The sequence below is a fragment of the Cryomorphaceae bacterium genome, assembly GCA_007695365.1.
Lineage (GTDB): Bacteria > Bacteroidota > Bacteroidia > Flavobacteriales_D > SKUL01 > SKUL01.
The window spans coordinates 1-22,993 of sequence record REDV01000068.1; the positions used below are offsets into that span (position 1 = coordinate 1).

Genomic DNA, 22,993 nt, shown 5'->3' on the forward strand with positions numbered 1-22,993 from the left:
CCTATCTTCAACTTGTCTTTTCCGAACTGTAGCTTGCGGAACCAGGGCAACAAATCCATCAGGGCAAAAATGATGAGCAGCAGGGCGATGATAAGTTTTACCGGACTGATTTCAAACTCATTTCCCAGAAGCATATAGGTGGCAAGAGCTTCAAAGTCTGAGATGTTCAGCAGCAGCCACGACCCGAGTATAGCCGCAATGATGGCCGGAATTCCAAAGCGCAGTACAACCCCCCGATCGGCTTTGCCTCCTACCAGTATCAGCTTGAAAATATTGTTGAAGAAATGCACCACTCCGGTAAGAGCGATGGCCAGATCTACCGGAAAAAACACCATGAATACCGGAGTTAAAATGGTGCCCAGCCCAAAACCTGAGAAAAAAGTGAGAATGGCCACCACAAACGCAGCCAACGATATGATAATGATGTCCATCTATGTTCGGTGTTGCAAAACCGAATCCACAGACCACCGGCCGCCTCCGCGAATAATCAGATAAATACTGCCGAGCAACATGGCCCAATCAGTGCGGCTGCCGTGCATCATGGGCCAAAAGCCTTCCAACGCCAATACATCGGCTTTGGTCGTGGCAATAGCAACCAGCATAATGGTCAAGGTAGGAACGGCTGCCAAACGGGTGAACAACCCGGCGAGAATCAAAGCGCCGCTCAGTATTTCGAATACTCCTACAAAAGTGCCGAGAAACTCGGGTGAGGGCAACCCTATCTTTTCAAACCTGCCCGCACCTCTCAGTGCAGGAAAGAGCAGCTTCTGAATGCCTTCAGATAAAAATACTGCACCCACCATCAAGCGAATAAGTACCGTGGTTGCGGCGTTATCGGTAAGAAAAATACGTTTCATTCTGCGGGCTGCTGAATGATGGAATTTACCCGCTTTGGCGGCCGAACTGTAAAGTGAGGAACATTTTCCATTTGGTGGCAACTATTGCAATGAGCAGTGAAGACCTTAAACTCCTGTTCAAAAGATGCAGGGTGAGGTTGGTCAAGAACCGCGAAAAGTCCGGGAATGGCCTCTTTCAAAAAGGGTTGGGCCGATGCCGCACGGGCCGGCCGACGCTCCAGGCCGTTCTCCACAGCCACTTTTATTTTTTCCAATTGGTAACGCGCGTATTCCCAATTCTCATCCATGCCGGCCCAGTACAGCTCTTTGTAGCGATAGCCAGTTTCAACCATGGCTACATCAAACCCTCTGAAATGACGTTCAATAGCCTCCAGTTGATCGTCGGGTTCACCTTTTATCCATTTGCCTTTTGTATCGGCTCCTGAACACCCAAAAAGCAGTGTCCACAGTCCGAAACCCAATAAGAAGATCGTGGTTTTCATCATCCTCAAAAGTAGAGATTTCTGATTCAAATAAGTGGCTATCGTCCTGTGAGCACCACTTTACCCGATTGCGACCAGGTACCATCCACCTGCTGCCATTGCAACAAGTATAGGCCGGGGTTAAATCCGCTCAGGGATACAGGCTCGGCGCTTCCCAACGAGGAAATAGACAATTGCTTTACCAATTGCCCTGAGGAATTAAATACCCGAACCATTCCGGGTGCAGCAAAAGGGGGTTCTACAAAAAATTCCCCTGCAGAGGGGTTCGGATAAACGCGCAATCCACCTGCTTGTACATGCTGTGTTACGGAGTGAACGACGTCACATTCACCATCCACAAACTCATTCACATTATGTGCCTTGTAACGAGCCATAAACTCTTGGAAATACTGATTGGCAATGTTTTCATCGTACACCACAACCACGTTCTCATCACTGCGTGAGTTCCCGTTTACAGACCAGTTTGCTGAACCCGTGTAGGCAATGGGTCGGCCCTCTGAGCAATTTGGGTCGAAAATGGCGTATTTGTGATGCCACATCGTGCCGAAGGCATCCAACACGAGTCGGTTTCCCAATCCGTTTTGAAGTATGGTGTAGGTGTTGGATGATGTGTTGATGTCCTGCACGATACCGGCTACGAAAATCCCTTGATTGGCACGATCAGCCAGCGCCTGCGAGATATTGGCCCTGGTAAGCGTAAAGATGCCAAAGTAAATGTCAAAATCAGCCTGAGCGATGTTGTGGAGCAGCTCATTCTCCACACCGCTTTTTGGCGAGAACAATGCCTGAACGCGTTTGCCTCCTATGGCAAACTCACGCGGCGTTTTTACGCTTTTTGCCTGTCCGAAAACGCCGCTGAACATCTCCTCAAACTCAATGGTAAAACACCGGGCCAGGCTCTGATCCTGAAATATGATGAGGTTATTAGGGTCGATGCGAAGCTGGTTGTTGGTGAAATTGGTCGATCCGGTAATCACCACGGGGTCGTTGGGATCCGGTGAGTTGGCGTCAATGACAATAAACTTGTTGTGCATAGCGCCGATGTCATCGCCTTCAGGTCGCTGAATCTTGTTGCCCACACCGATGCTGATCGAGTTGTAGTTCCAGTTGGCAATGCCGTAGTTGCCCACAAACCGCACCTGCACACCGCGGTTGTATGCCGCGTTTATAGCGTCAATCACGCCGTTCTGGTTGTCGATGTTGTAAGCCGTAAAATCAACCGTGTATTTGGCGCGGTCAAGGTAGGCGATGATGGTGTCGGGAAAGTCCTGCCCCAAACTTATGGCGGGCTCCAACGCAGCTTCATCGTGGTCCACGGCGCTGTTGAAATACACCTTGATGATGCCGCTGGAAAGTGAGGCTGTCATCATAGGCTCCACATCGCTGTAGAGGGTATCGCCGGGCGCCAAAACAACTCCCGCACGAATGTGATACAAGGAGGCCGGCACCAAACCCGAAATGAAAATTTCATGGTCATTCAAAATTTCATTTCCGGCCAACACGCTGCCGCCAATAGGCGAAGTTCCGAATTTCAGGACACCCACTCCAGCAACGGAAGATGTGAATTGAACCGAAAAGCTCTCAGGGCTGATATTGCGCTGTTGGATGGATGTGATGTTGGCCAGACTGTTGAAGCACAGGCAAACACTCAATAGGATAAGGGTGAATTTCACAAATAGTGCTCTTGTTTCGGTGCTAAAGTTAAGCAATAACGGGGGTTGTTGAGTGACTAACCGATAGAGTTACGCATTACTTTTCTGTTATTTGGATACCTTCGCAAGCACTCAATCAATCATGATGAAGCAGCTTGTTTTACTTTTGTTTTTGCAGTCTTGCACGTTGATAATCAGTGCGCAGGTTGATTTGTTTTACGAAGACAACAAAAGCCTCACCTACGAGGAGACCATTGCCGCCTTTGAATTGCTGGCTTCAAAATACAAATCTGCCGAACTGAAAACCGCCGGAAGCACTGATTCCGGACTTCCTCTTCATTTGTTTGTGATAGACACCGATGGTGATTTTAATCCTGCGAGAGCCCGGCAGCGAAACAAACGCGTGCTGCTGGTTAACAACGGCATTCATCCCGGCGAACCATGTGGCATTGATGCGAGCATTGAGTGGGCACAGCAACTGTTGAGCAGCAACGATCCTTTGCTCAAAAACACAGTGGTACTGATCATTCCGGTGTACAACGTGGGGGGGATGTTAAACCGTGGATGCTGCTTTCGCGCGAATCAGGATGGCCCGGAGATGCATGGCTTCAGGGGTAATGCGAAAAACCTGGACCTCAACCGCGACTTTATAAAATGCGACAGTCGCAACGCACGCAGCTTTAACGCGATGTTTCAGCAATGGAATCCCGATGTTTTTGTGGATACCCATACTACCAACGGGGCTGATTACAGCTACACAATGACACTGATTGCCCCCAATTCCGGAAAGATGTACAGCCTGCTTGGAGCCATTACCGACCGCGAGCTGGTGCCTTTTCTGTACAGCCGGATGGAGGAGCTCGGTTACCCTATGGCGCCCTATGTGAGCACCCGTAAAGGAACCCCGGAGAGTGGAATCATGCACTACCCCGATTCTCCGCGCTACTCTTCGGGCTACGCTAACCTGTTTCATGCACTGAGCTTTACGGCCGAAGCGCACATGCTAAAACCTTTCTCTGAACGGGTGAAAGCCACCAAAGCACTGCTGCAGGCTCTTTTGGAGATGACAAGCCAACGTGGAGAAATCATTGCGCAGTTGCGGGCCAAGGCTGCTGAGTACACCTCTCAATCCAGGGAGGTAGAACTCAACCACCGCGTTGACACTACTCAGTATGATGTTTTTCGCTTTGCCGGATACGAAGTGGAGTACCGCACCAGCAAGGTTACCGGAACCGAGCAGCGCCATTACAATACGGGCAAACCCTACGTAAAAGATGTGCCATGGTACAGAACGCTGGAGCCTCAGCTCACAGTAAGCCTTCCTGAGTATTACATCATTCCACAGGCGTGGACGGAAGTGGTTGAGTTGCTTCGTCTCAACGGCGTACAAGTCAAAGAACTGCGCTCTGACACTGAACTTTCTGTGAATGTGATGTACATCGCTGACTATCAGTCGTCACCCCGGCCCTACGAGGGGCACTATCTGCACCGGGATGTTCAGGTCAGACAAGAGCAGAAAAAATTGCCATTTCGAGCCGGTGATTTTGTGATTAAAACCAATCAGCCTACCAATCAGTATCTCGCCCACGTGTTGGACCCGCGATCGGAGGACGGTTTCTTCTGCTGGAATTTTTTCGACGCCATCCTGATGCAAAAGGAATACTTTTCGCCATATCTGTTTGATGCTGAAGCAGAGCGCCTGCTGGAGGAGGATCCCGAACTCAAGGCCCGCTTTCTGGCAAAAAAGAAAGACCCCGAATTTGCATCCGATGTGTGGCAGCAGCTCGACTTTATCTACCGGCGATCAAAGTGGTACGAGCCTACGCATAACCGCTATCCGGTGGTGGGTTTCAATGGTACTTTCCCCGATAACCTCGTGCGGTAAGGAGCGATGAATGCGTTTTTCATGAATCGGAATGAACTGCGAACAGGGCTTCACATAGCCGTAGTCCTAATTTTATGCCCGCAAACATGCCTATGTCAACGAAAGTAGGTTTCTTTGGCCATAGACAGAGGTCGGATTTCGATGTTCATCATGCCGGGGCTGAAGGTATCCATAACCAAAAATTAACATGGGGCTGCCGCCGCTGATGTACGCGTGGTGTAGTTTCGCCCTCTTGTAATGCAATCATTCTGATGATGGAATTGAGCGTTTTGGAGTTTCTCACTTTGCTTGGCTCGCTGGGCTTCTTCATTTTTGGAATGAAGGTGATGAGCGAGGGTATCCAGAAAGTGTCGGGTAGCCGCATGCGTCAGGTGCTTGGTAACATGACAGGTACCCGGCTGGCAGGTGTAGGTAGTGGATTTCTCTCTACGGCATTGGTTCAATCATCTTCGGCCATCACCGTAATGATAGTGAGTTTTGTGAACGCAGGTTTGCTCAATCTCCGCCAGGCCATCGGTGTTATCATGGGCGCCAACATCGGCACCAGCATGACGGTTTGGATGATTGTGATTCTCGGGTTTTCTCCTTTTGCAATCTACGATTACACCTTGCCTATCCTGGCTTTTGGGCTGCCGCTACTCTTCCTCAACAACAAGAACCTCAACAATTGGGGCGAGGTGGTGATTGGTTTCGCATTGGTTTTTATGAGTCTTGGCTTGCTCAACTCCACGATGGCTCTTCTTAACCCTGACTTGTTGGTTTCGCTTGAGCGCCTGGCAGATATGGGGGTGTTGTCTGTTATTTTGTTTTTGTTTTTAGGGAGTATTCTCACCATCGTGCTTCAATCATCCAGTGCGGCGCTTGTGCTTACCCTGGTGCTCTGCGTAAACGGCCTGCCTTTTGAACTTGGTGCAGCAACCATCCTCGGCGAAAACATCGGAACAACCGTTACGGCCAATTTGGCTGCATTGGTGGGAAACATCAGTGCCAAACGAGCTGCCCGTGCGCACTTTATTTTTAACGCAGCCGGGGTTATCTGGATGGTGTTGATTTTTGGCGGATTTTTAAGAAGCGTTGATCTTCTCACCCAAAACTGGGGGCTTGGTTCGGTTTTCGATCCCGACGACCCGCAAGCGATCATTTACGGTCTTGCCATTTTTCACACCTCGTTCAATCTGATTACGGTGCTCATTCTGGTGGGGCTGGTGCCCCTTATTGAAAGAGTGGTCATCAAACTGGTTCCCTCGCGGGGAGATGATACAGTCTTCAGCCTGGAGTACATATCCACAGGTTTGATGGGGACGCCGGAACTATCGCTGCTGGAAGCCTACAAGGAAACCTCGCGATTCAGCACCCTAACGGCTAAAATGAACTCCATGACACTTGAATTGCTGGAAGAGAGCGATTCGAAGAAACGCAAAAAGCTCATTGAAAAAATCCGGAAATACGAGGAGATTACCGACCGGGTTGAGGTGGAAATCAGTAACTACCTGTCAAAGCTTTCTGAAGGCACCATCAGCATACGAACCTCTGCTAAAGTGCGATCACTGCTGAGTATTGCCAACGACCTGGAGCGAATCGGCGACTTGTACTACCAGATGAGCAAGCGGCTGGAGCGCAAGAACGACAACAAGATTTATTTCCTGCCGGAACAGCGCGAAAACATCAAAAAAATGCTGCTCTTGCTTGATGAAGCTTTTCGTTTGATGACCAACAACCTGAGCACTGAGTCTGACAAGGTGCAGTTGGAGGCAGCCCAGTTAGCCGAAGCAGAAATCAATGCTTTGCGCGATGAGCTTCGCAAAAAGCACCTCAAAAACCTGGAGAAAGGAGTTTACTCCGTAAAAAGCGGCCTGTATTACAGCGACATGTTTGAGTTCTGCGAAAAAGTAGGCGATAACATCATGAGCATTTCAGAGGCCTACGCGGGAAAGGTTTAACGCTCCTTTCACTCTACTGATTAGGGTATAACTCCGGCGATTGGGCTTCGTTACTGCGGTTCAAATCGCGGTCGAGCAAGATAAACCCATACTTAATGGTGTCGTGGTCAGTAAGGGGAAACCACGTTGTCATGTCCACCACAATTTCACCTTCCAAAGCCTTGTTCTGCCCCTGGGGGTCAAGACGGGGTATGCGAAAAAACGACGCGTTGGGGTCAAGGTAAAGTGGAGGGTCATTCTCGGCACTCAACACAAACCATTCGCCGTCCTGCTTAAAGTAGTACTTCCACCATAGATTCCAGTGGTTGAGGTTGACAGGGTTGTTGGTGGCGTTAAAGGGAGCTATGGTGTCGCGATTGTCAAGCCCCACATTGCCATCGCCGTCGGTAAATTTAAAGCGCATTTCAGTTAGCCCTTCCTGGCGCTCAAAACTCAGGTACTCAAGATAAGGTTCATCCGGAAACTCACCGCGTTGCAGGCAGCCCGTAAGACCTGCAAATACTGCTATGCATACTATGAACCAATCTGTGCGCTTCAATTTAATGTAACTTTCGGGCTTTTAAAAAAACTGTTTTGCGCAGCGAACTGCTTGCTGATATAAGGAACATTTCAGACGACCGTGGGTTCAACGAAACCGCGCTGAAAATATTTCGATACCAGGCCAAATTCAATCCGGTGTACCGCAAATTTCTGAATTTTTTGCGAGTAAGTTCAGATTCTGTTTTGTCCTTTCGTGAAATCCCGTGCATGCCTATTGAGTTTTTCCGCAACCACACGGTAGTTACCGGACAGTTTGAGCCCGAAATTATTTTTACCAGCAGCGGAACCACAGGAGCTGAAACAAGCCGTCACCATGTTCGAAGTCTCGGGCTTTACACCGAGAGTTTCACGCGGACGTGGAATTTGTTTTACGGTCCGGCCTCCGATTATTGTGTGCTTGCGCTTTTGCCCTCATATCTGGAGCGAACAGGCTCTTCGTTGGTTTTCATGGCGCAGCATCTGATTGAACAAAGCCAACACCCGCTGAGCGGATTTTACCTCAATCAGTTGGGCGAGTTATCCACTGTGCTGAGTCAATTGGAGCAAGCAAAACAGTCCACCATTCTGCTCGGAGTGAGTTTTGCCCTGCTCGATCTGGCAGAGCAATTCCCTCAACGGCTTGAGCACACACTTGTAATGGAAACAGGGGGTATGAAAGGCCGGCGGAAAGAACTCACACGATACGAGCTGCATTCAACCCTCAAAACAGCCTTTCAACTGGATGCCATACACTCGGAATACGGTATGACCGAACTTCTGTCGCAAGCCTACGCAAAGTCTGATGGTTTCTTTCACTGCCCCCCGTGGATGCGGGTATTGGTGCGAGAAAGTGACGATCCGCTGCAATACGTAACCGGTAAAACCGGAGGAATCAACGTGATTGACCTTGCCAATATTGACTCGTGTTCCTTTATCGCTACACAGGATTTGGGTCGACTGTCAGAGGACGGAACCTTTGAGGTGCTGGGGCGATTTGATTACAGCGACATAAGGGGTTGCAACCTGATGGTGATTTGAGGCAGTTCGGCAAAAAAAAAAACTACTGCGCATTTTTGTTGTTTCATAGAGTAGCATTCCCGACTCCTCTTGAACCCGAAATACCTAACTTCGCCCCGTGAGCATCAGTTTAAAAGATATTGAGTTGCTGGATGTGGCCATTGGCGCTGCCATCCGTGCAGGTACCGCCATCATGCACGTATATGACACGGCATTTAAGGTGGATGTGAAATCAGATCAATCACCCCTCACCAAAGCCGACCGCGACGCTCACCGCGTTATCTCAGAACAGCTTCAGTCTACAGGATTGCCTGTTCTCAGTGAGGAAGGTCGTGATGTGCCCTACGAAGAGCGCAAGCAATGGAAGCGCTTCTGGATGGTAGATCCGCTGGACGGTACCAAAGAATTTATCAAACGCAATGGAGAGTTTACCGTAAACATCGCGCTCATTGAGGACAACCGCGCTATAGCCGGGGTCATTTTTGTGCCCGTTTCAAAGGTGCTTTACGCCGGTTGGGTGGGGGCTTCGGCCTGGAAATTCAAGCTAACCGACCGCCGGCTTTCCTTCCTTTGGCGCGACCTAACCACGGTGGGCGAAAGACTCCCCATCATCCAACACACGCGTGAGTACCGTATTGTGGGCAGCAGGTCGCACCCCAGCCCCGATACTGAGGCTTTTATTGAGCGCTGTATGGAGAAATATGATGAGGTGCGACTGGTGAGCATGGGTAGTTCACTCAAAATCTGTCTGGTTGCCGAAGGTCAGGCCGATGTATATCCGCGTTTTGCTCCCACAATGGAATGGGATACAGCCGCCGGTCACGCCATTGCGAAAGCTGCCGGCAAAAACATCACCGACCATATGACCCAAAGCGAAATGGAATACAACAAACCCTATTTGCTTAATAACTGGTTTGTGGTGGAGTAACCGAAAAACCCACGGCACAACTTTTGTCTATCTTCACGCCCCGTGAAAAAGCTTCTTTCCATATGGTTGATTGCCTTGATTGTGGTGTCCTGCGGCTCCCACCGCGCCACCATGCGATCCCAGCGTAAAGCCCCCGACTGGCTGCATGGCATTCAGCAGGGTTATGTGATAGCTGTAGGTACCGGTTGGAACCACGAGGAGGCGCGAGACCGTGCCATGAACGCTGTGCGTGAGCAGATTGTAAATGCCATTGCCGTGCAGGTAATTGCCCAAACGGAGCAATTGACCCGGGAGGAAACCCGCAATCAGTTCACCAACTTTGTAGATCACTTTGAAACCACCGTCAACGCGCGGTCGGAGTTTGTAGATGCCCTCCGGGGTATTTCCATCAGTCGAGTGAATGACTTTTACTGGGAGCAATTTGGCCGGGGCTCCGATGCCTTCATCTCCTACCACGTGAAATACCCATTCAGCGAGGCAGAGCTTCGCGGACTGATTGCAGATTTTGAGGCCTATGACCGAAGAATTGGCAATGAAATAGATGCCATTGAGCGGCGCAGAAACTACGACACCGTAGAGCAAATTCTCGAAGACATCAACCGCCTGAGGTATCTTGCTCAGATTGGTGCCAATGAAAAACAACGCCGGTCGCGCGCCCTGCGAAACAGGTTGGAGTACATGTTGCTCGACATCCGCATTCAGCGCATGGAAGACCGGCCCGGTTTTATCCGCTACCACCTGCGGTTGTACGACAGACCCATTGAAACACGCCAAACCCCCGATATTTTCGCAACCTGTCCCGTTCGCGTGGGAAAAGTAACCGCGTTTCCGGAGTTTACCGAAGTGGATTACACCTTTGACGAATGCGATACCACAGCCCAACAGAGCCTAACCCTGTCATACTCTTTTGAAGGTTTCCGCACCGAGCGCACCTTTTCGTTTTTTCGCTGAGAAAAAGCCGTTCGCAGACCGTACCTTTGCAGGCCCGATGATGAAAGAATTCGAACAATGCACGCTGCCCAACGGCATACGCCTAATTCACCGCTACAAAAACGGGGTTGAAGTTTCGCATTGCGGGTTGATTATCAACGCCGGCTCGCGCGATGAAGAAGCTACCGAACAAGGCCTTGCACACTACATTGAGCATTGCCTGTTTAAGGGCACTCAAAAGCGCAAAGCATACCATGTGTTAAGCCGGCTTGACAATGTAGGTGGCGAGCTGAACGCATACACCAGCAAGGAAGAAACCGCCATCTACGCTTCGTTTATGAGCGCTCATTACGAGAGGGCCATGGAGCTTATCGTGGATATTACCTTCAGGGCGTCCTATCCCGAAAAGGAGATTGCCAAGGAAAAAGAGGTGATCATTGACGAGATTCATTCCTACATGGACAGCCCGGCAGAACAGATTTTCGACGAGTTCGAAGAGCAGGTGTTTGCCGGTCACAGTATCGGACGCAACATTCTCGGCACGGTGGAAAGTGTGCGCGGTCTTACACGCACAAACATTCTGGACTTTGTGCACAAACGCTACCGAACCGATCAAATGGTATTTGCATCCGTGGGAAGTATGCCCTTTGAGAAAGTGCGCAAACTGGCCATAAAGCACCTTACCCACATAAATCTCAGCGATGAGCCGGTAGACCGCATGGCCTTTGATTGCTACACGCCTCTGCACAACGAAGTAAAGCGTGATACTCACCAGGTGCATTACGTGCTGGGGGCGCCGTCTTACGATTACGCCCACGACCGTAAACGCGCCATGGTATTGCTCACCAATGTACTGGGTGGCCCGGGCATGAACAGTCGATTAAATCTCAACATCAGGGAAAAACACGGTATTGCCTACAACATTGAGGCGCACTACCAGCCCTATACCGACACCGGCCTGTTTACAGTGTACCTCGGTACCGACCTTTCGCTGCTCAACCGCAGCAAACGGCTTTTGCGTGCCGAGCTCAGAAAACTACGCGAAAAGAAACTCGGAACCGCCCAGTTGCACCAGGCAAAGCAGCAACTTATTGGCCATATCGCATTGGCCCAGGAGAGCGGTTCATCGCTGATGCTGGCCCTTGGTAAAAGTGCGCTGCTGTACGACCGGGTGGATACCACCGAAGAGATTTTTCGCGAAGTGGAAACCATTACCGCCTCCGACCTGCTGGAAATTGCCAACGAAATGTTTGACGAACGCCGAATGAGCAGCCTAACCTTTTTGTAAGATGGATTTTTTACCCCCGGAAATTGAACAATACGCGCTCAACCATACTTCTCACGAGCCTGAATACCTGAACGAACTGAACCGCCAAACCCACTTGCGACTGTTGCAGCCACGCATGCTGTCGGGGCATATGCAGGGTCGTATTTTGAGTATGCTGAGCCACATGATCGGGCCCCGTCGCATTCTCGAAATAGGGACGTACTCCGGCTACTCTGCCCTGTGCATGGCTGAAGGAATGGCTCCCGACGGTGAGTTACACACCATTGACATCAACGAAGAGCTGGCACCCATTGTGAACGAATACATCGCAAAGGCTGGAATGCAAGGAAGAATTCACCCTCATTTCGGAGATGCCCTGCAAATCATACCTTCTCTGGATGGCGCATTTGATCTGGTTTTTATCGATGCCGACAAAACCAACTACAGCGCCTACTACGACCTTGTGATTGATCGCATACCGTCAGGCGGATTTCTCATTGCCGACAATGTGCTGTGGAGCGGAAAAGTGCTCGATCCCGAAGAATCGGCCAACGACCCCGATACTTCTGCTCTGATAGCATTCAACAAGAAAATAAGCACCGACCCTCGCATTGAACATGTGCTGATGCCTGTGCGCGATGGACTCATGGTAATCCGCAAGAAATGATCATAGACCTGCGCAGCGATACTGTTACCAAGCCTACGCCGGCCATGCTTGAGGCCATGATGGCCGCCCCTGTGGGCGACGATGTGTTCGGCGAAGACCCCACGGTAAATGCATTGGAAGAAAAAACCGCGGCCATCTTTGGTCATGAAGCAGGTCTGTTTTGCCCTTCGGGAACCATGACCAACCAGATTGCCATCAACGTGCACACCTCTCCGGGCGATGAGGTGATTTGCAGCGAACTGTCGCACATCTATTTGTACGAAGGGGGTGGGGTGGCGAGAAACTCTGGAGCGTCCGTGCGCCTGCTTGCCGGAAAAGATGGTCGGATTACCGCAGAACAGGTTGCGCGCTCCATCAACGATCCCGAAGCCGTGTACCTGCCGCTCACCTCGATGGTGTCGGTAGAAGATACTACCAACCGGGGTGGGGGAGCAGTGTACGACGTAGAAGAACTCACACGCATTTCCACCTATTGCCGTGAGCAAGGACTTGCTTTTCACAACGATGGTGCACGCGTTTTTAACGCCCTGGCAGAAAACAACACCCCGCCACAGGTCTATGGTAAATTGTTCGATTCCATTTCGGTTTGCCTCTCCAAGGGTTTGGGTGCACCGGTTGGCTCAGTGCTATTGGGAAGCAAAGCGTTTGTTAAACGGGCCCGCCGGGTGCGCAAAGTATTGGGGGGTGGAATGCGCCAGGCGGGTTACCTCGCAGCGGCGGGCATCTACGCCCTCGATCACCACGTAGAGCGCTTGCGCCAAGACCACCAACACGCAATTCAATGTGCTGAGTTGCTCGCAAAGCAAGAATGGGTGGCAGAGGTGCTGCCGGTTTCTACCAATATCATTGTGTTTGAGCCATCGGTGCCTCGGGAAAACATTTTGAATCCTTTGCACCAGGCAGGGGTATATGCACTGCCTTTTGGCGACCACGGTATTCGAATGGTTTTTCATTTGGATGTAACGCCTCAAATGGTTGAAAAACTATTGCAGTGTATCGCTCGGCTCGAGCCGGGTATGCCTTTGCAGCCGTGAAATTTCATACCTTGCCCATCGGCAACGAGTATGGCACGCAAAAAGCATCAAAAAACGGCAACCCATCGCCGGGCGGTCAAAACCGGACTCCCGCCGGGTACAGCCGTTTTTACCGGCCGTCGTTATATGGAGCATATTCGTTTATCGGATTTTCAGTACAATTCGGATGATTGCTTGGAGCGGGAAAATATTCATCTGCAGGATGTTCTGGAGACAGATCGCTCCCCGCACAACATCTCGTGGCTCAATATAGAAGGCCTCCACGAAGTCGAAACCATTGAGACGATGGGTGCACAGTGGGGCATGCACAAGCTTACCGTTGAAGATGTTCTCAATACAAGTCAGCGGCCCAAACTGGAAGAATTTGACAACTATCTCTACGTAGTGTTGAGGATGTTGCATTGGGATGAAGAAAACAAACGCCTGGAAGACGAGCAGGTCAGTTTTGTGCTCCTGCAAGGCAGGCTCATCACCTTTCAGGAGCGCACCGGAGATGTGTTTGACCATGTGCGCAAACGCTTGCGTGAGGGTAAAGGCCTGCTGCGGGGGCGCGGAGCCGACTATCTGCTCTACGCCCTGATTGACTCGGTGATTGATTATTACTTCCTGGTGCTCGAAAAGCTGGGCATGAGAATGGAAGAAATTGAAGACCTGGTGTTGGAGCAACCCGAGTCAGGCGTATTGGCTGAGCTGCACCGGATAAGAAGGGATATGCTTCATTTGAGGCGATCTGTGTATCCTTTGCGCGATGTGATGAACCGCTTTGAACGCGCCGAAGAACCCCATGTTCAGGAATCCACAAGGGTGTATATTCGTGATTTGTACGACCATACCATTCAGGTAATTGAGACCGTTGAGGTTTTTCGCGATATGGCCTCCGGAATGCTCGATTTGTACATGAACAGCTTGAGTAACCGCCTCAATACGGTTATGAAAACCCTGACGGTGATAGCCACCATATTCATCCCCCTCACCTTTATTGTGGGAATCTACGGTATGAACTTCGAGCACATGCCCGAGCTGGCATGGGAGTGGGGTTATTTCGGTATTCTCGCCATCATGACCTTACTGGCACTCGGCATGCTTTTGTATTTCAGGGTGAAGAAGTGGTTTTAGGCAAGATCAGCTTTCGTGCTGCTCCACTACTTTCTCGAGGGCCGTTGCAAACACCATCACATCAGAGGCGGTAATAATCACAGGGCTTTGACGGTTTTGCATGCTCACTTCCACCACGCCTTCCTCGGGGTTTAGGCAAATATCCTCCACACCGCTGATGGGATAACTGCGGGGTAATCGTCCGTCGGGGTCCACTTCATAGACCGATGAGGTAATGCGTAGCGTGCCCGATAATTCTTCGCGGTAACCTAGTTCGCGGAACTGCATGCCCTCGCGCTGAAAACGGTGCAGCACCACTTGTCTCAACAGTTTTCCCGCACCTTCAAAGTAGCCCACTTCATTTCTCTTTAACTCACGGCTGATGGCCACCTCACTCAAAGGCTCATTCATTACCGAACGCAGGTTTCTAAACCGTTGTATCAGGTTGTGCTCCGAGTGCACCATGGCAGGGTCAATCTGCCAGGCTTCTTCAAGTTCCTTTAGAGACTCTTCTTCTTCCTCGCTGAGCATGTGGTCGGCCAGCATTTCGGTAAGTAGAAAACGATACCAGAAAAGTGCAAGGCTTTTGGCCCTCGCTTCCTCAACCGGCAGGAAAGAAGTCAGTGAATCAAGGCTTACACGGGTTTCGGCGTCGCTCAATTGCTCCAGCCACATAAATAAAGCAGGCTCCGCCACAGCTTTGCGGTCGGAATCATCGAGATTTGACGTTAAGCTTTTCCATGCAGCATGGTGGTCGTCGGAGGGTCGAACCTGAATAAGGGCGTCGAGCGCGTTTTTTCGTCGTTGCACTTTGTTCCGCGCGCGCACGAACCAATATATCCCAACTGCACCTATGATGGCGAGCAACACGGCGGCCAGTGCATCTCCACTGATCAACCCGCCCACAATCAATACAATTCCAAGTACAAGGCTCCAGTTGGGTAGGCGTTCGTCTAACCGGGGTATGTCAATCCGTGGTGGATTGATTCTCTCCACCCGGTGAGTAAGCCCGGTATCCACAAAAATATCCCCGAAACTTCTGTCAAAAGCACTTCCTCCGTTTGAGCTTCGCGATTTTCCGCCAATGTTTTTTCGGTAGTACATGCCGTGCCGCCCACCATGCACGTAGGCTTGACCGCGAGAGTTAATTCCGACACGCGCTCCGGTTACGCCGGCAGAGAGGCCAATGCCGCTTTTTGAGAAGTTTACACGGAGCGGGCCGAAGTTGATTCCCCTGCGCAGGTAAAAAGCCATAGTCTGAGTTTTATATGATGCTCAAAGGTAAATAATACAGCTAGAATTGTTGAAAACTTGATTATTTGAACACAGTCATTCAACGCCATAAATGTAATTTTAACTCCATAAACCAATCAAATCAAAACCTTATGAAAAAGCTTACCTTAACTGTCGTTGCGTTGGTTAGCTCCGTGGGCCTGTTGCAAGCGCAGCAGTTCTCCAGTGGCAAACTTTCAGACGCTGAAAAGCAGCAGATCCGTATGGAGCGTGCTGAGCAATCAAAAGCTGAGTCGCAGCCTGAAGTAAAAACCCGGCCGGAGAGGTCAGGAAATCAGGCTTCCGGTGTGCACTCTACCTCAAATAAGGACCCCGAAACAATCGGGGTTAAAGCCAAATCCGATGGTGCTTCGGCGCGAAGCACGGCGGCTCCGTCTGCTCAAGCCGATGAATACCGCAGCATGTCGCCCGAGCGCATCACGTATCTTATCCTCAAACTGGAGCAACAACTTGCGGTAGAAGAAGATTCTTCTACTCTCAATCGTGAAAAAATCCAGGCCCGACTTGATGCGCTTCGCGCCCTTGCCAGTGAAAACAACCAACCAGCATCAACCCGATAAAACCAACCATTATGAAAACACTAAGATCTTTTTTCCTTGCGGCTGTGATGCTCCTTGGAGCCCTCGAGGTGGCTCTGGCTCAGCCTTTTTGTAATCAGGCACAAACTACTGCAGGCTTTAGCTCTGCACCAGAATGTGCTGCCGCTGTTTGTGCTGATGACCCTTTTTGCTGTGAAACAGCGTGGGATGCGGCCTGTGCAAGTGGATCAATGGCTTACGACGAATGCATTGTTTGTCGGCAGTTTTGCACCAATGCAACAGGTGAGCCCGGTTACCCCTCACTGAATGCTTGCCAAATTGCTGTTTGCAACATTGATAACTTTTGTTGCGAAACATCGTGGGACGGTGTTTGTGCCGGTATAGCCGCAGGTCAGGCCGAGTGCGAGCCCTGTGCTCAGCCTTTCTGCAATGAGGCACAGTCTTTTGCCGGGTTTGCTTTGGCACCGGCATGTGAGGCTGCCATTTGTGGTGATGATCCTTTTTGCTGTATCTCATCATGGGATGGATTTTGTGCGGGATCTGCATTGGATGAACCGGCGTGTTTTCCGTGCTTCTCCCCCGGTACGCCTCAGCCACCTTGTCCGTTGGAGCTGCCCTCCGTTCCATCAGAAGCAGTGAATGAAGATGAGCCATGTGGATTTGATTTCAATGGTGGATGTGATGGCGGTACTGCCTTTTTTGAAGAAATCACCTGTAATCAGACACTCATAGGGACTGCCTGGGCTGATGGCGGAGAGCGTGATACAGATTGGTACCTGTTTAACACAACCGATTTAGGTTCTGTTTCGGTGTTTGTTGAAGCGCAATTCCCGAGTGAGGTACTGGTTTATGAATTGTTTGAGGGATGTCCTGTCGGTGCGCCGACTTTGAGCTCTTCCACGGATGCCTATTGCGATTTTAGCGGTGTGCTTTTAAACCTTCAGGCTGGCACGCACGCCATTGTTGTAAGGCCCAGTGTAACTTCCGGATATCCATGTGGATCAGGCCTGAATAACTATGTTCTTACCGTAACAGGTAATGTTTGCGGGGCGCAGTTCTGTAACTTCTCCTACGGTTTTGCTGGTTTCCCTGCTGATCTCGATTGCCAGGAAGCAGTGTGCTTAGCCGACGCTTTCTGCTGTTTTGGCAGTTGGGATGGACTTTGTGCCGCAGAAGCACTCGACCAATCGGCATGTGAAGGCTGTTTGGCTTACTGCAACAACAACCTGGGGGTTCCCGGTTTCCCAATTGATCTCGACTGCCAGGAGGCTATTTGTTCATCAGACCCCTTCTGCTGCGATACGTCATGGGATGGCCTGTGTGCAGGACTCGCACTTGAAACACCAGCATGTATCAACTGTCTCTCACCCGGCACCCCGCCACCACCATGTGGATTGGAGTTACCCGAAGTGCCCAATGAGGCTGTTCCGGAGGGTGAGACCTGTGGTGCTGATACCAATGGAGGCTGCAACATGGCTACACCTACGTTCAAAACAGTAGCCTGCGGTCAGACGATTGTGGGTAGTGCATGGGCCGATGGAGGCACACGCGATACCGACTGGTACATCTTAACTACCACAATAGCCGGAGATGTCATGCTTAACCTGGATGCTGAGTTCCCGGCGTTGCTCGGTGTAATCCTTGATTTTGAGGTTGCAGATTGCCCTTTTATAACAGATTTTGATGAATTTACCACGAGCGAGTACTGTTCTTCAACCTCACTTACGGTAAACCTGCCAGTTGGAAATCATATCATTTTCGTGGCACCTAATGTTTTCAATGACTATCCCTGTGATGGTGGAAACAACAACTACGTGCTCAGTATTGAGGGCGATCTTTGTGAAACAACGTTCTGCAACCTGGCCTATGGATTTGCAGGATTTCCGGCGGATTCACCCTGCCAGCAAGCTGTTTGCGCCACAGATCCATTCTGCTGTAATACAGCCTGGGATGGGTTTTGTGCCGGCTCTACCTGGGTCATTGAAGAGTGTGCTGATTGCCTGATGCACTGCAATGAAACATACGGTATTGTTGGATTCCCTGCAAGTCAGGATTGTGAGGATGCAGTTTGCGATTTTGATAGCTTTTGTTGTACCACAGAATGGGATGGTATATGTGCCGGAGTTGCACTCGATATGCCTGAATGTGAATTCTGCCTATCTGCGCTACCTCCATCCTGTGGGCCGCTTACTATTCCCGCAGATGCTACTCCTGAAGGAGAAGTTTGTGGCACGGCAACCAATAACGGATGCTGGGGCGACCCTGTTCAGTTCGGCTCCGTTGGTTGTAGCGAATCCATTCATGGCTCAGCGTTTGCCGCCCTGGGTGAAAGCGACATCGATGTATTCGCCTTTGAACTGACTGCAGCAGCATCCGTTACTGTTACCGGAATGTCCGAATTTGAGGCAGTATTTGCCATCCTCGAAGTCTCAGACTGCGAAAATGTTGAGGAAGTAGTATTTCAGGCGGTTGATGAGTGTGAGATGGTGGAGATGATGTCCGATCTCGACCCTGGTAGCTATGCGGTTTACATTCAACCAATGGTTTTTAATGGGATTTCCTGCGATTCTGATAAAACCGATTACTACTTTACACTGGACATAGACGGCCCTGATTGTGACCCCACGAGTGTAGAGGAAATTTCACAAGCGAGCCTCTCAGTTTACCCCAACCCAAGCCGCGGTCAGTTTGTGGTTGAACTACCAGGCGTAACAGGAACCGGCGTAATGCGCGTGGTGGATATCACCGGAAGACCCATCATCCACCGCGATGTATTCCTGAATGGAGATTTCCGCACCGACGTTGAACTCAACGTTGCCCGCGGTACCTATGTCCTTCAAATCATCACCCCGGAAGGAGCCTTCACGCGTACCCTGGAAGTGATGTAAGCTTGATTGTTTTTTCATAACTGAAATCCCCCGGCTGATATCAGCTGGGGGATTTTTTATTCCTTGTCATCAAAACGACCCCCCACGCGATAACACTTACCTTTACTGCAAATTCTTCCGGAATGCTTGCACGACTCACCCTTGGGGTTTTTGTATGTTTCGCTTTGAGTGGGTGCTCAAAAGAAACCGCTCCCGAAGCAAAAACCGTTGCTGACTATGTGAACCCCTTTATCGGCACGGGCGGACACGGACATACCTATCCCGGAGCAACCACCCCATTCGGAATGGTGCAACTCAGCCCGGATACGCGCCTCGAAGGCTGGGACGGCTGCAGTGGCTACCATTTTACCGATACCGTTGTGTACGGCTTCAGCCACACCCACCTGAGCGGAACAGGAGTGAGCGATTACGGCGACATCCTGCTTATGCCCAATACCGGTGATGTTCAATTCAGCAATGGTTATCCGGATAAAATCGAGTTGGGATATGCGTCTTCATTCAGTAAGAAAAGCGAAAAGGCTGCCCCCGGCTACTACGCGGTGCACCTGCGTGATTACAACATTGGCGTGGAGCTTACCGCTGCACCCAGGGTTGGGATGCACCGCTACACCTTTCCCGAAGGAGAAGCACATGTAATTATTGACCTGGAGCACCGCGACAAGGTGCTAGATTTTGAGTTGATTCAAAGCGGCCCCGATGAAATCAGCGGTTACAGGATTTCCCAGTCCTGGGCCGACGAGCAGCACGTGTATTTTGTGGCACAATTCAGCCAGCCCATCCGTGAGGTGGAGTGGAACGAAAACGGTCGGGTTGCAGCCGTTCACTTCCAAAGCCCGGATACGCTGTTGGTGAAGGTGGGCATTTCGGCTGTATCAGTTGAGAATGCGCGCCAAAATACGGCGGCCGAGGTTCCTCATTGGAAGTTCAACCAATTGCACGCACAGGCCCGTAAGAGCTGGGAAGAACACCTCGGAAAAATTGAGGTATCCGGCGGCTCGGAAGATGAGCGCATCACTTTTTACACAGCGCTTTACCACACCATGCTGGCCCCCAATATTTTCAGCGATGTCAATGGCGAGTACCGCGGAATGGACGGTGAGGTGCATCATGCGGACCACCTCGTCTATACGGTGTTTTCACTATGGGATACCTTTCGTGCACTGCACCCGCTTTTTACCATCATTGAACGCGAGCGCACTGCGGATTTTCTGCGCACTTTTCTCTTGCATTATGAGCAAAGCGGCAGACTTCCCGTGTGGGAACTGGCCGGCAATGAAACCGATTGCATGATTGGCTACCACAGTATTCCGGTGGTGGTTGATGCCTGGATGAAAGGAATCCGCGATTTTGATGCACAGGCTATGCTCAAGGCTATGCTCGACGTGAGCACCATGCCACATTTTGGGCTGGAGAGCTACATGAAGCACGGGGCCATTCTGGCAGCCGACGAACCCGAGAGCGTGAGTAAAACACTGGAATACGCCTACGACGACTGGTGCATTGCCCAATTCGCCAAAGCTTTAGGTGACACCGCTTCCTGGCAAATGTATTCAGAGAGAGCACAGTACTACAAAAACCTGTTCGACCCCGAAACAAAGTTTTTCCGGGCGCGCATGGACGGCGGTTGGTTCGGCCCCTTCGACCCTTCGGAAGTAAACTACAACTACACCGAAGCCAACGCCTGGCACTACGCGCTGTTTGTTCCGCACGATATTGAAGGCCTCATTGCGCTGCACGGAGGCGAAGCCGAACTAGAGGCCCATCTCGACCGGATGTTCAACGCGCCGAGTGAGACCACCGGCAGGGATCAGGCCGATATTACGGGCTTAATCGGCCAGTACGCCCACGGAAATGAACCCAGTCACCACATGGCCTACCTTTACAACTACACGGGTCAGCCCTGGAAAACGCAACAGCGCGTTCGGCAGATTGTGGATGAACTCTACACCATTCACCCCGACGGACTGAGCGGCAATGAAGATTGCGGACAGATGAGCGCGTGGTACGTGTTTAGCGCAATGGGCTTTTACCCCGTAACGCCGGGGAGCACACAGTACACCCTTGGTTCTCCGCTGTTTGATCACATTGCTATTCATTTGGAAAACGAGCGCACCTTCAACATCACCGTAAAAAACCAGGCACCGGAAAATGTATACGTGCAGGACGTTAAACTCAATGGAGGGGATTGGCCCAATCTCTACCTTCGTCACGATGACATCATGGCGGGCGGAGAAATGCAATTCACCATGGGACCTGAACCCAATACCGCAGGTGCGCTTCCTGAACTTCGTCCTCACTCAGCTATAAATGCCCTGCCTATTGCCCCGCTTCCTTATTTCTTGAGCACATCCTCAACTTTTACGGATAGTGTGGAAGTGGCACTTGGATGCGTAGATTCACTGGTAAATATTTTCGTTCGAAAGGACAATGGTTCGTTTTTCAGGTACGAGAAGCCAATTGTACTTCATAGTACCGCACATCTCGAAGCCTGGTCAATGATGCCCAAGGGAAATACAAGCAAATCGATAGCAAACACCTGGCACAAAATTGATGGAAAACGCAGTATCACCCTCGGAATGACCTATGCCAATCAGTACAGCGCGGGTGGGGACGGTGCGCTCATTGACTATCTGCGCGGCAGCAATAACTACCGCACGGGTCGCTGGCAGGGCTACCAGGCTCAGGATTTTGAGGTTGTATTGGATTTGGGAGAAGTACAACCGGTAAAAAAGGTAACAGTTGGGTTTTTACAAGACGTAAAAAGCTGGATATGGCTTCCGCCGGAGGTGAGGTTTTACGTTTCGGGAGATGGAAAACAGTTCAGTGAATTGGGAAGTGTTTTGCACAACATTCCTGACGACGCATACGGCGGAATGGTTTTCGACTTTCAGAAGTCTGTGGGCACGGATGTGCGTTACATCAAAATTACCGCACCCAATTACGGCCCTTGCCCTGACTGGCATATAGGAGCCGGAGGTCAGAGCTGGTTGTTTGCAGATGAAATTGTGATTGAATGAATGAAGAACTTTTGAATCTCAAGCAGCGTGCGGCCGGACTTAAAAAACAGCACCGAAAGCTCGTTCAGAAGCTACAAGCAATGCCATCTTCCAAGGCGGATGAGCTGATTCATGAGGCGCACGAGGATGTTTTTGCCTGCACCGATTGCCTGCAATGTGCCAACTGCTGTAAAACCACCGGCCCGCTTTTCACCGATAAGGATATTGAACGCATCGCGAGGTATCTGAAGATGCGTCCGGCAGCATTTATTGAGCGCTATTTACGGGTGGATGAAGACCGTGACTATGTGCTGCAAAAAGTGCCTTGCGCTTTTCTGGGTGCGGATAATTACTGCAGCATCTACGATGTTCGGCCCAAAGCATGCCGGGAATATCCTCACACAGATAGGCGAAATATGCAGGAAATTATGTCGCTAACGCTAAAGAATGCCGCTGTTTGTCCTGCCGTTCTGAACATTCTTGAACTAGTGCGCGAGAAGGTAGGGAAATAGGACTTTTCCGTGGTGGCGCACAATGTTAATTTCGATTTACCGTTGACACATGGCCCGAAAGTTGTAATTTTACCTTTCAGGAAACAACACTTAATACCCCTACACCCATGACTAAGATTTTGATGATTTTTTCGATGATGCTGGCCCTGACCGTGCTTTCGCACGAAACATTTGCCCAGGACAGTGCAACCGCCACATCTGAGACTGCTGTAAAAAGCTGTGCCGGCGATAAAGCTGATGCCGGTAAAAAAGCGTGCTGCGCTTCCAAAGCTTCTGCTTCTGCGGACGCTTCTACATCTGAAACCGCAACTGCCGATACCAAGAAGTCTTGCAGTGGCGAAGCTGCCAAAAAGTGCGATAAGCCCTGCTCCGGAGCAAGCGCAACCGCTAGCAAAGGCAAATCAGGTTGTTGCAGTGCTACCGCAGCCCGCGAAGAGAAGGCAGAGGAAAAAGACCTCTAAGCCAGAATGAAATTCCCGAGATTCATCCGAC

The 22,993-nt window shown here is 50.7% G+C and carries 20 protein-coding genes; 14 read left to right on the top strand and 6 right to left on the bottom strand.

Annotated elements, in window-relative coordinates; translation table 11 throughout:
• From EA392_04890 to EA392_04905, 4 genes are all read right to left on the bottom strand, one after another.
• On the bottom strand, positions 1-431 hold a 431-nt coding region (locus EA392_04890; GenBank protein TVR39969.1), incomplete at its 3' end, for a sulfite exporter TauE/SafE family protein.
• Positions 432-803 (bottom strand): DoxX family protein, encoded by a 372-nt coding sequence (locus EA392_04895; protein TVR39989.1) that lies wholly within the window; start codon positions 801-803, stop codon positions 432-434.
• Positions 804-853: 50 nt separating this feature from the next.
• On the bottom strand, positions 854-1,342 hold the full coding sequence (locus tag EA392_04900; protein ID TVR39970.1) for a hypothetical protein: 489 nt from the start codon (positions 1,340-1,342) through the stop codon (positions 854-856).
• 35 nt (positions 1,343-1,377) lie between these two features.
• On the bottom strand, positions 1,378-2,991 hold the full coding sequence (locus EA392_04905; GenBank protein TVR39971.1) for a T9SS C-terminal target domain-containing protein: 1,614 nt from the start codon (positions 2,989-2,991) through the stop codon (positions 1,378-1,380).
• Positions 2,992-3,133: 142 nt separating this feature from the next.
• On the opposite strand from EA392_04905, the gene EA392_04910 reads away from it, so the two are divergent.
• The gene (locus tag EA392_04910) at positions 3,134-4,876 is read left to right on the top strand and encodes a hypothetical protein (protein TVR39972.1); all 1,743 of its coding nucleotides are present in this window, start codon (positions 3,134-3,136) and stop codon (positions 4,874-4,876) included.
• A 254-nt stretch (positions 4,877-5,130) separates the two neighbouring features.
• Positions 5,131-6,816, top strand: coding sequence for a Na/Pi cotransporter family protein (locus EA392_04915; GenBank protein TVR39990.1), 1,686 nt, complete (start codon positions 5,131-5,133; stop codon positions 6,814-6,816).
• Between the two features lie 13 nt (positions 6,817-6,829).
• On the opposite strand, the gene EA392_04920 is transcribed toward EA392_04915, so the two are convergent.
• Complete coding sequence (locus tag EA392_04920) at positions 6,830-7,354, bottom strand: hypothetical protein (GenBank protein TVR39973.1); 525 nt, start codon at positions 7,352-7,354, stop codon at positions 6,830-6,832.
• A gap of 47 nt (positions 7,355-7,401) precedes the next feature.
• Here EA392_04920 and EA392_04925 point away from each other — a divergent pair, with 47 nt between their 5' ends.
• The 7 genes from EA392_04925 (at position 7,402) to corA (ending at position 14,294) form a co-directional block, all read left to right on the top strand.
• The gene (locus EA392_04925; GenBank protein ID TVR39991.1) at positions 7,402-8,373 is read left to right on the top strand and encodes an acyl transferase; all 972 of its coding nucleotides are present in this window, start codon (positions 7,402-7,404) and stop codon (positions 8,371-8,373) included.
• 118 nt (positions 8,374-8,491) lie between these two features.
• On the top strand, positions 8,492-9,280 hold the full coding sequence (gene cysQ, locus EA392_04930) for a 3'(2'),5'-bisphosphate nucleotidase (protein TVR39992.1): 789 nt from the start codon (positions 8,492-8,494) through the stop codon (positions 9,278-9,280).
• A gap of 42 nt (positions 9,281-9,322) precedes the next feature.
• On the top strand, positions 9,323-10,231 hold the full coding sequence (locus EA392_04935) for a hypothetical protein (protein TVR39974.1): 909 nt from the start codon (positions 9,323-9,325) through the stop codon (positions 10,229-10,231).
• Positions 10,232-10,271: 40 nt separating this feature from the next.
• On the top strand, positions 10,272-11,498 hold the full coding sequence (locus EA392_04940; protein ID TVR39993.1) for an insulinase family protein: 1,227 nt from the start codon (positions 10,272-10,274) through the stop codon (positions 11,496-11,498).
• 1 nt (position 11,499) lies between these two features.
• The gene (locus tag EA392_04945) at positions 11,500-12,144 is read left to right on the top strand and encodes an O-methyltransferase (GenBank protein ID TVR39975.1); all 645 of its coding nucleotides are present in this window, start codon (positions 11,500-11,502) and stop codon (positions 12,142-12,144) included.
• The gene (locus EA392_04950) at positions 12,141-13,178 is read left to right on the top strand and encodes a threonine aldolase (protein TVR39976.1); all 1,038 of its coding nucleotides are present in this window, start codon (positions 12,141-12,143) and stop codon (positions 13,176-13,178) included. The genes EA392_04945 and EA392_04950 overlap by 4 nt, the downstream gene beginning before the upstream one ends.
• 30 nt (positions 13,179-13,208) lie before the next feature.
• Positions 13,209-14,294 carry a magnesium and cobalt transport protein CorA gene (corA, locus tag EA392_04955; protein ID TVR39977.1) on the top strand — a complete coding sequence of 362 codons (1,086 nt, stop codon included), beginning with the start codon at positions 13,209-13,211 and terminating at the stop codon, positions 14,292-14,294.
• A gap of 6 nt (positions 14,295-14,300) precedes the next feature.
• Here the strand turns inward: corA and EA392_04960 are convergent, their stop codons facing one another.
• The gene (locus EA392_04960; GenBank protein TVR39978.1) at positions 14,301-15,527 is read right to left on the bottom strand and encodes a DUF4236 domain-containing protein; all 1,227 of its coding nucleotides are present in this window, start codon (positions 15,525-15,527) and stop codon (positions 14,301-14,303) included.
• A gap of 131 nt (positions 15,528-15,658) precedes the next feature.
• Here EA392_04960 and EA392_04965 point away from each other — a divergent pair, with 131 nt between their 5' ends.
• From EA392_04965 to EA392_04985, 5 genes are all read left to right on the top strand, one after another.
• Entirely contained in the window at positions 15,659-16,126 is a 468-nt protein-coding gene (locus tag EA392_04965) for a hypothetical protein (protein ID TVR39979.1), read from the top strand.
• An 11-nt stretch (positions 16,127-16,137) separates the two neighbouring features.
• Positions 16,138-18,993 (top strand): T9SS C-terminal target domain-containing protein, encoded by a 2,856-nt coding sequence (locus EA392_04970; GenBank protein TVR39980.1) that lies wholly within the window; start codon positions 16,138-16,140, stop codon positions 18,991-18,993.
• A gap of 122 nt (positions 18,994-19,115) precedes the next feature.
• Positions 19,116-22,010, top strand: a complete 2,895-nt coding sequence (locus EA392_04975; GenBank protein ID TVR39981.1) for a glycoside hydrolase family 92 protein — start codon at positions 19,116-19,118, stop codon at positions 22,008-22,010.
• Positions 22,007-22,501 (top strand): YkgJ family cysteine cluster protein, encoded by a 495-nt coding sequence (locus tag EA392_04980; GenBank protein TVR39982.1) that lies wholly within the window; start codon positions 22,007-22,009, stop codon positions 22,499-22,501. Before EA392_04975 ends, EA392_04980 begins: the two co-directional genes overlap by 4 nt.
• 107 nt (positions 22,502-22,608) lie before the next feature.
• Positions 22,609-22,962 (top strand): hypothetical protein, encoded by a 354-nt coding sequence (locus EA392_04985; GenBank protein TVR39983.1) that lies wholly within the window; start codon positions 22,609-22,611, stop codon positions 22,960-22,962.
• Positions 22,963-22,993 lie beyond the last annotated feature (31 nt).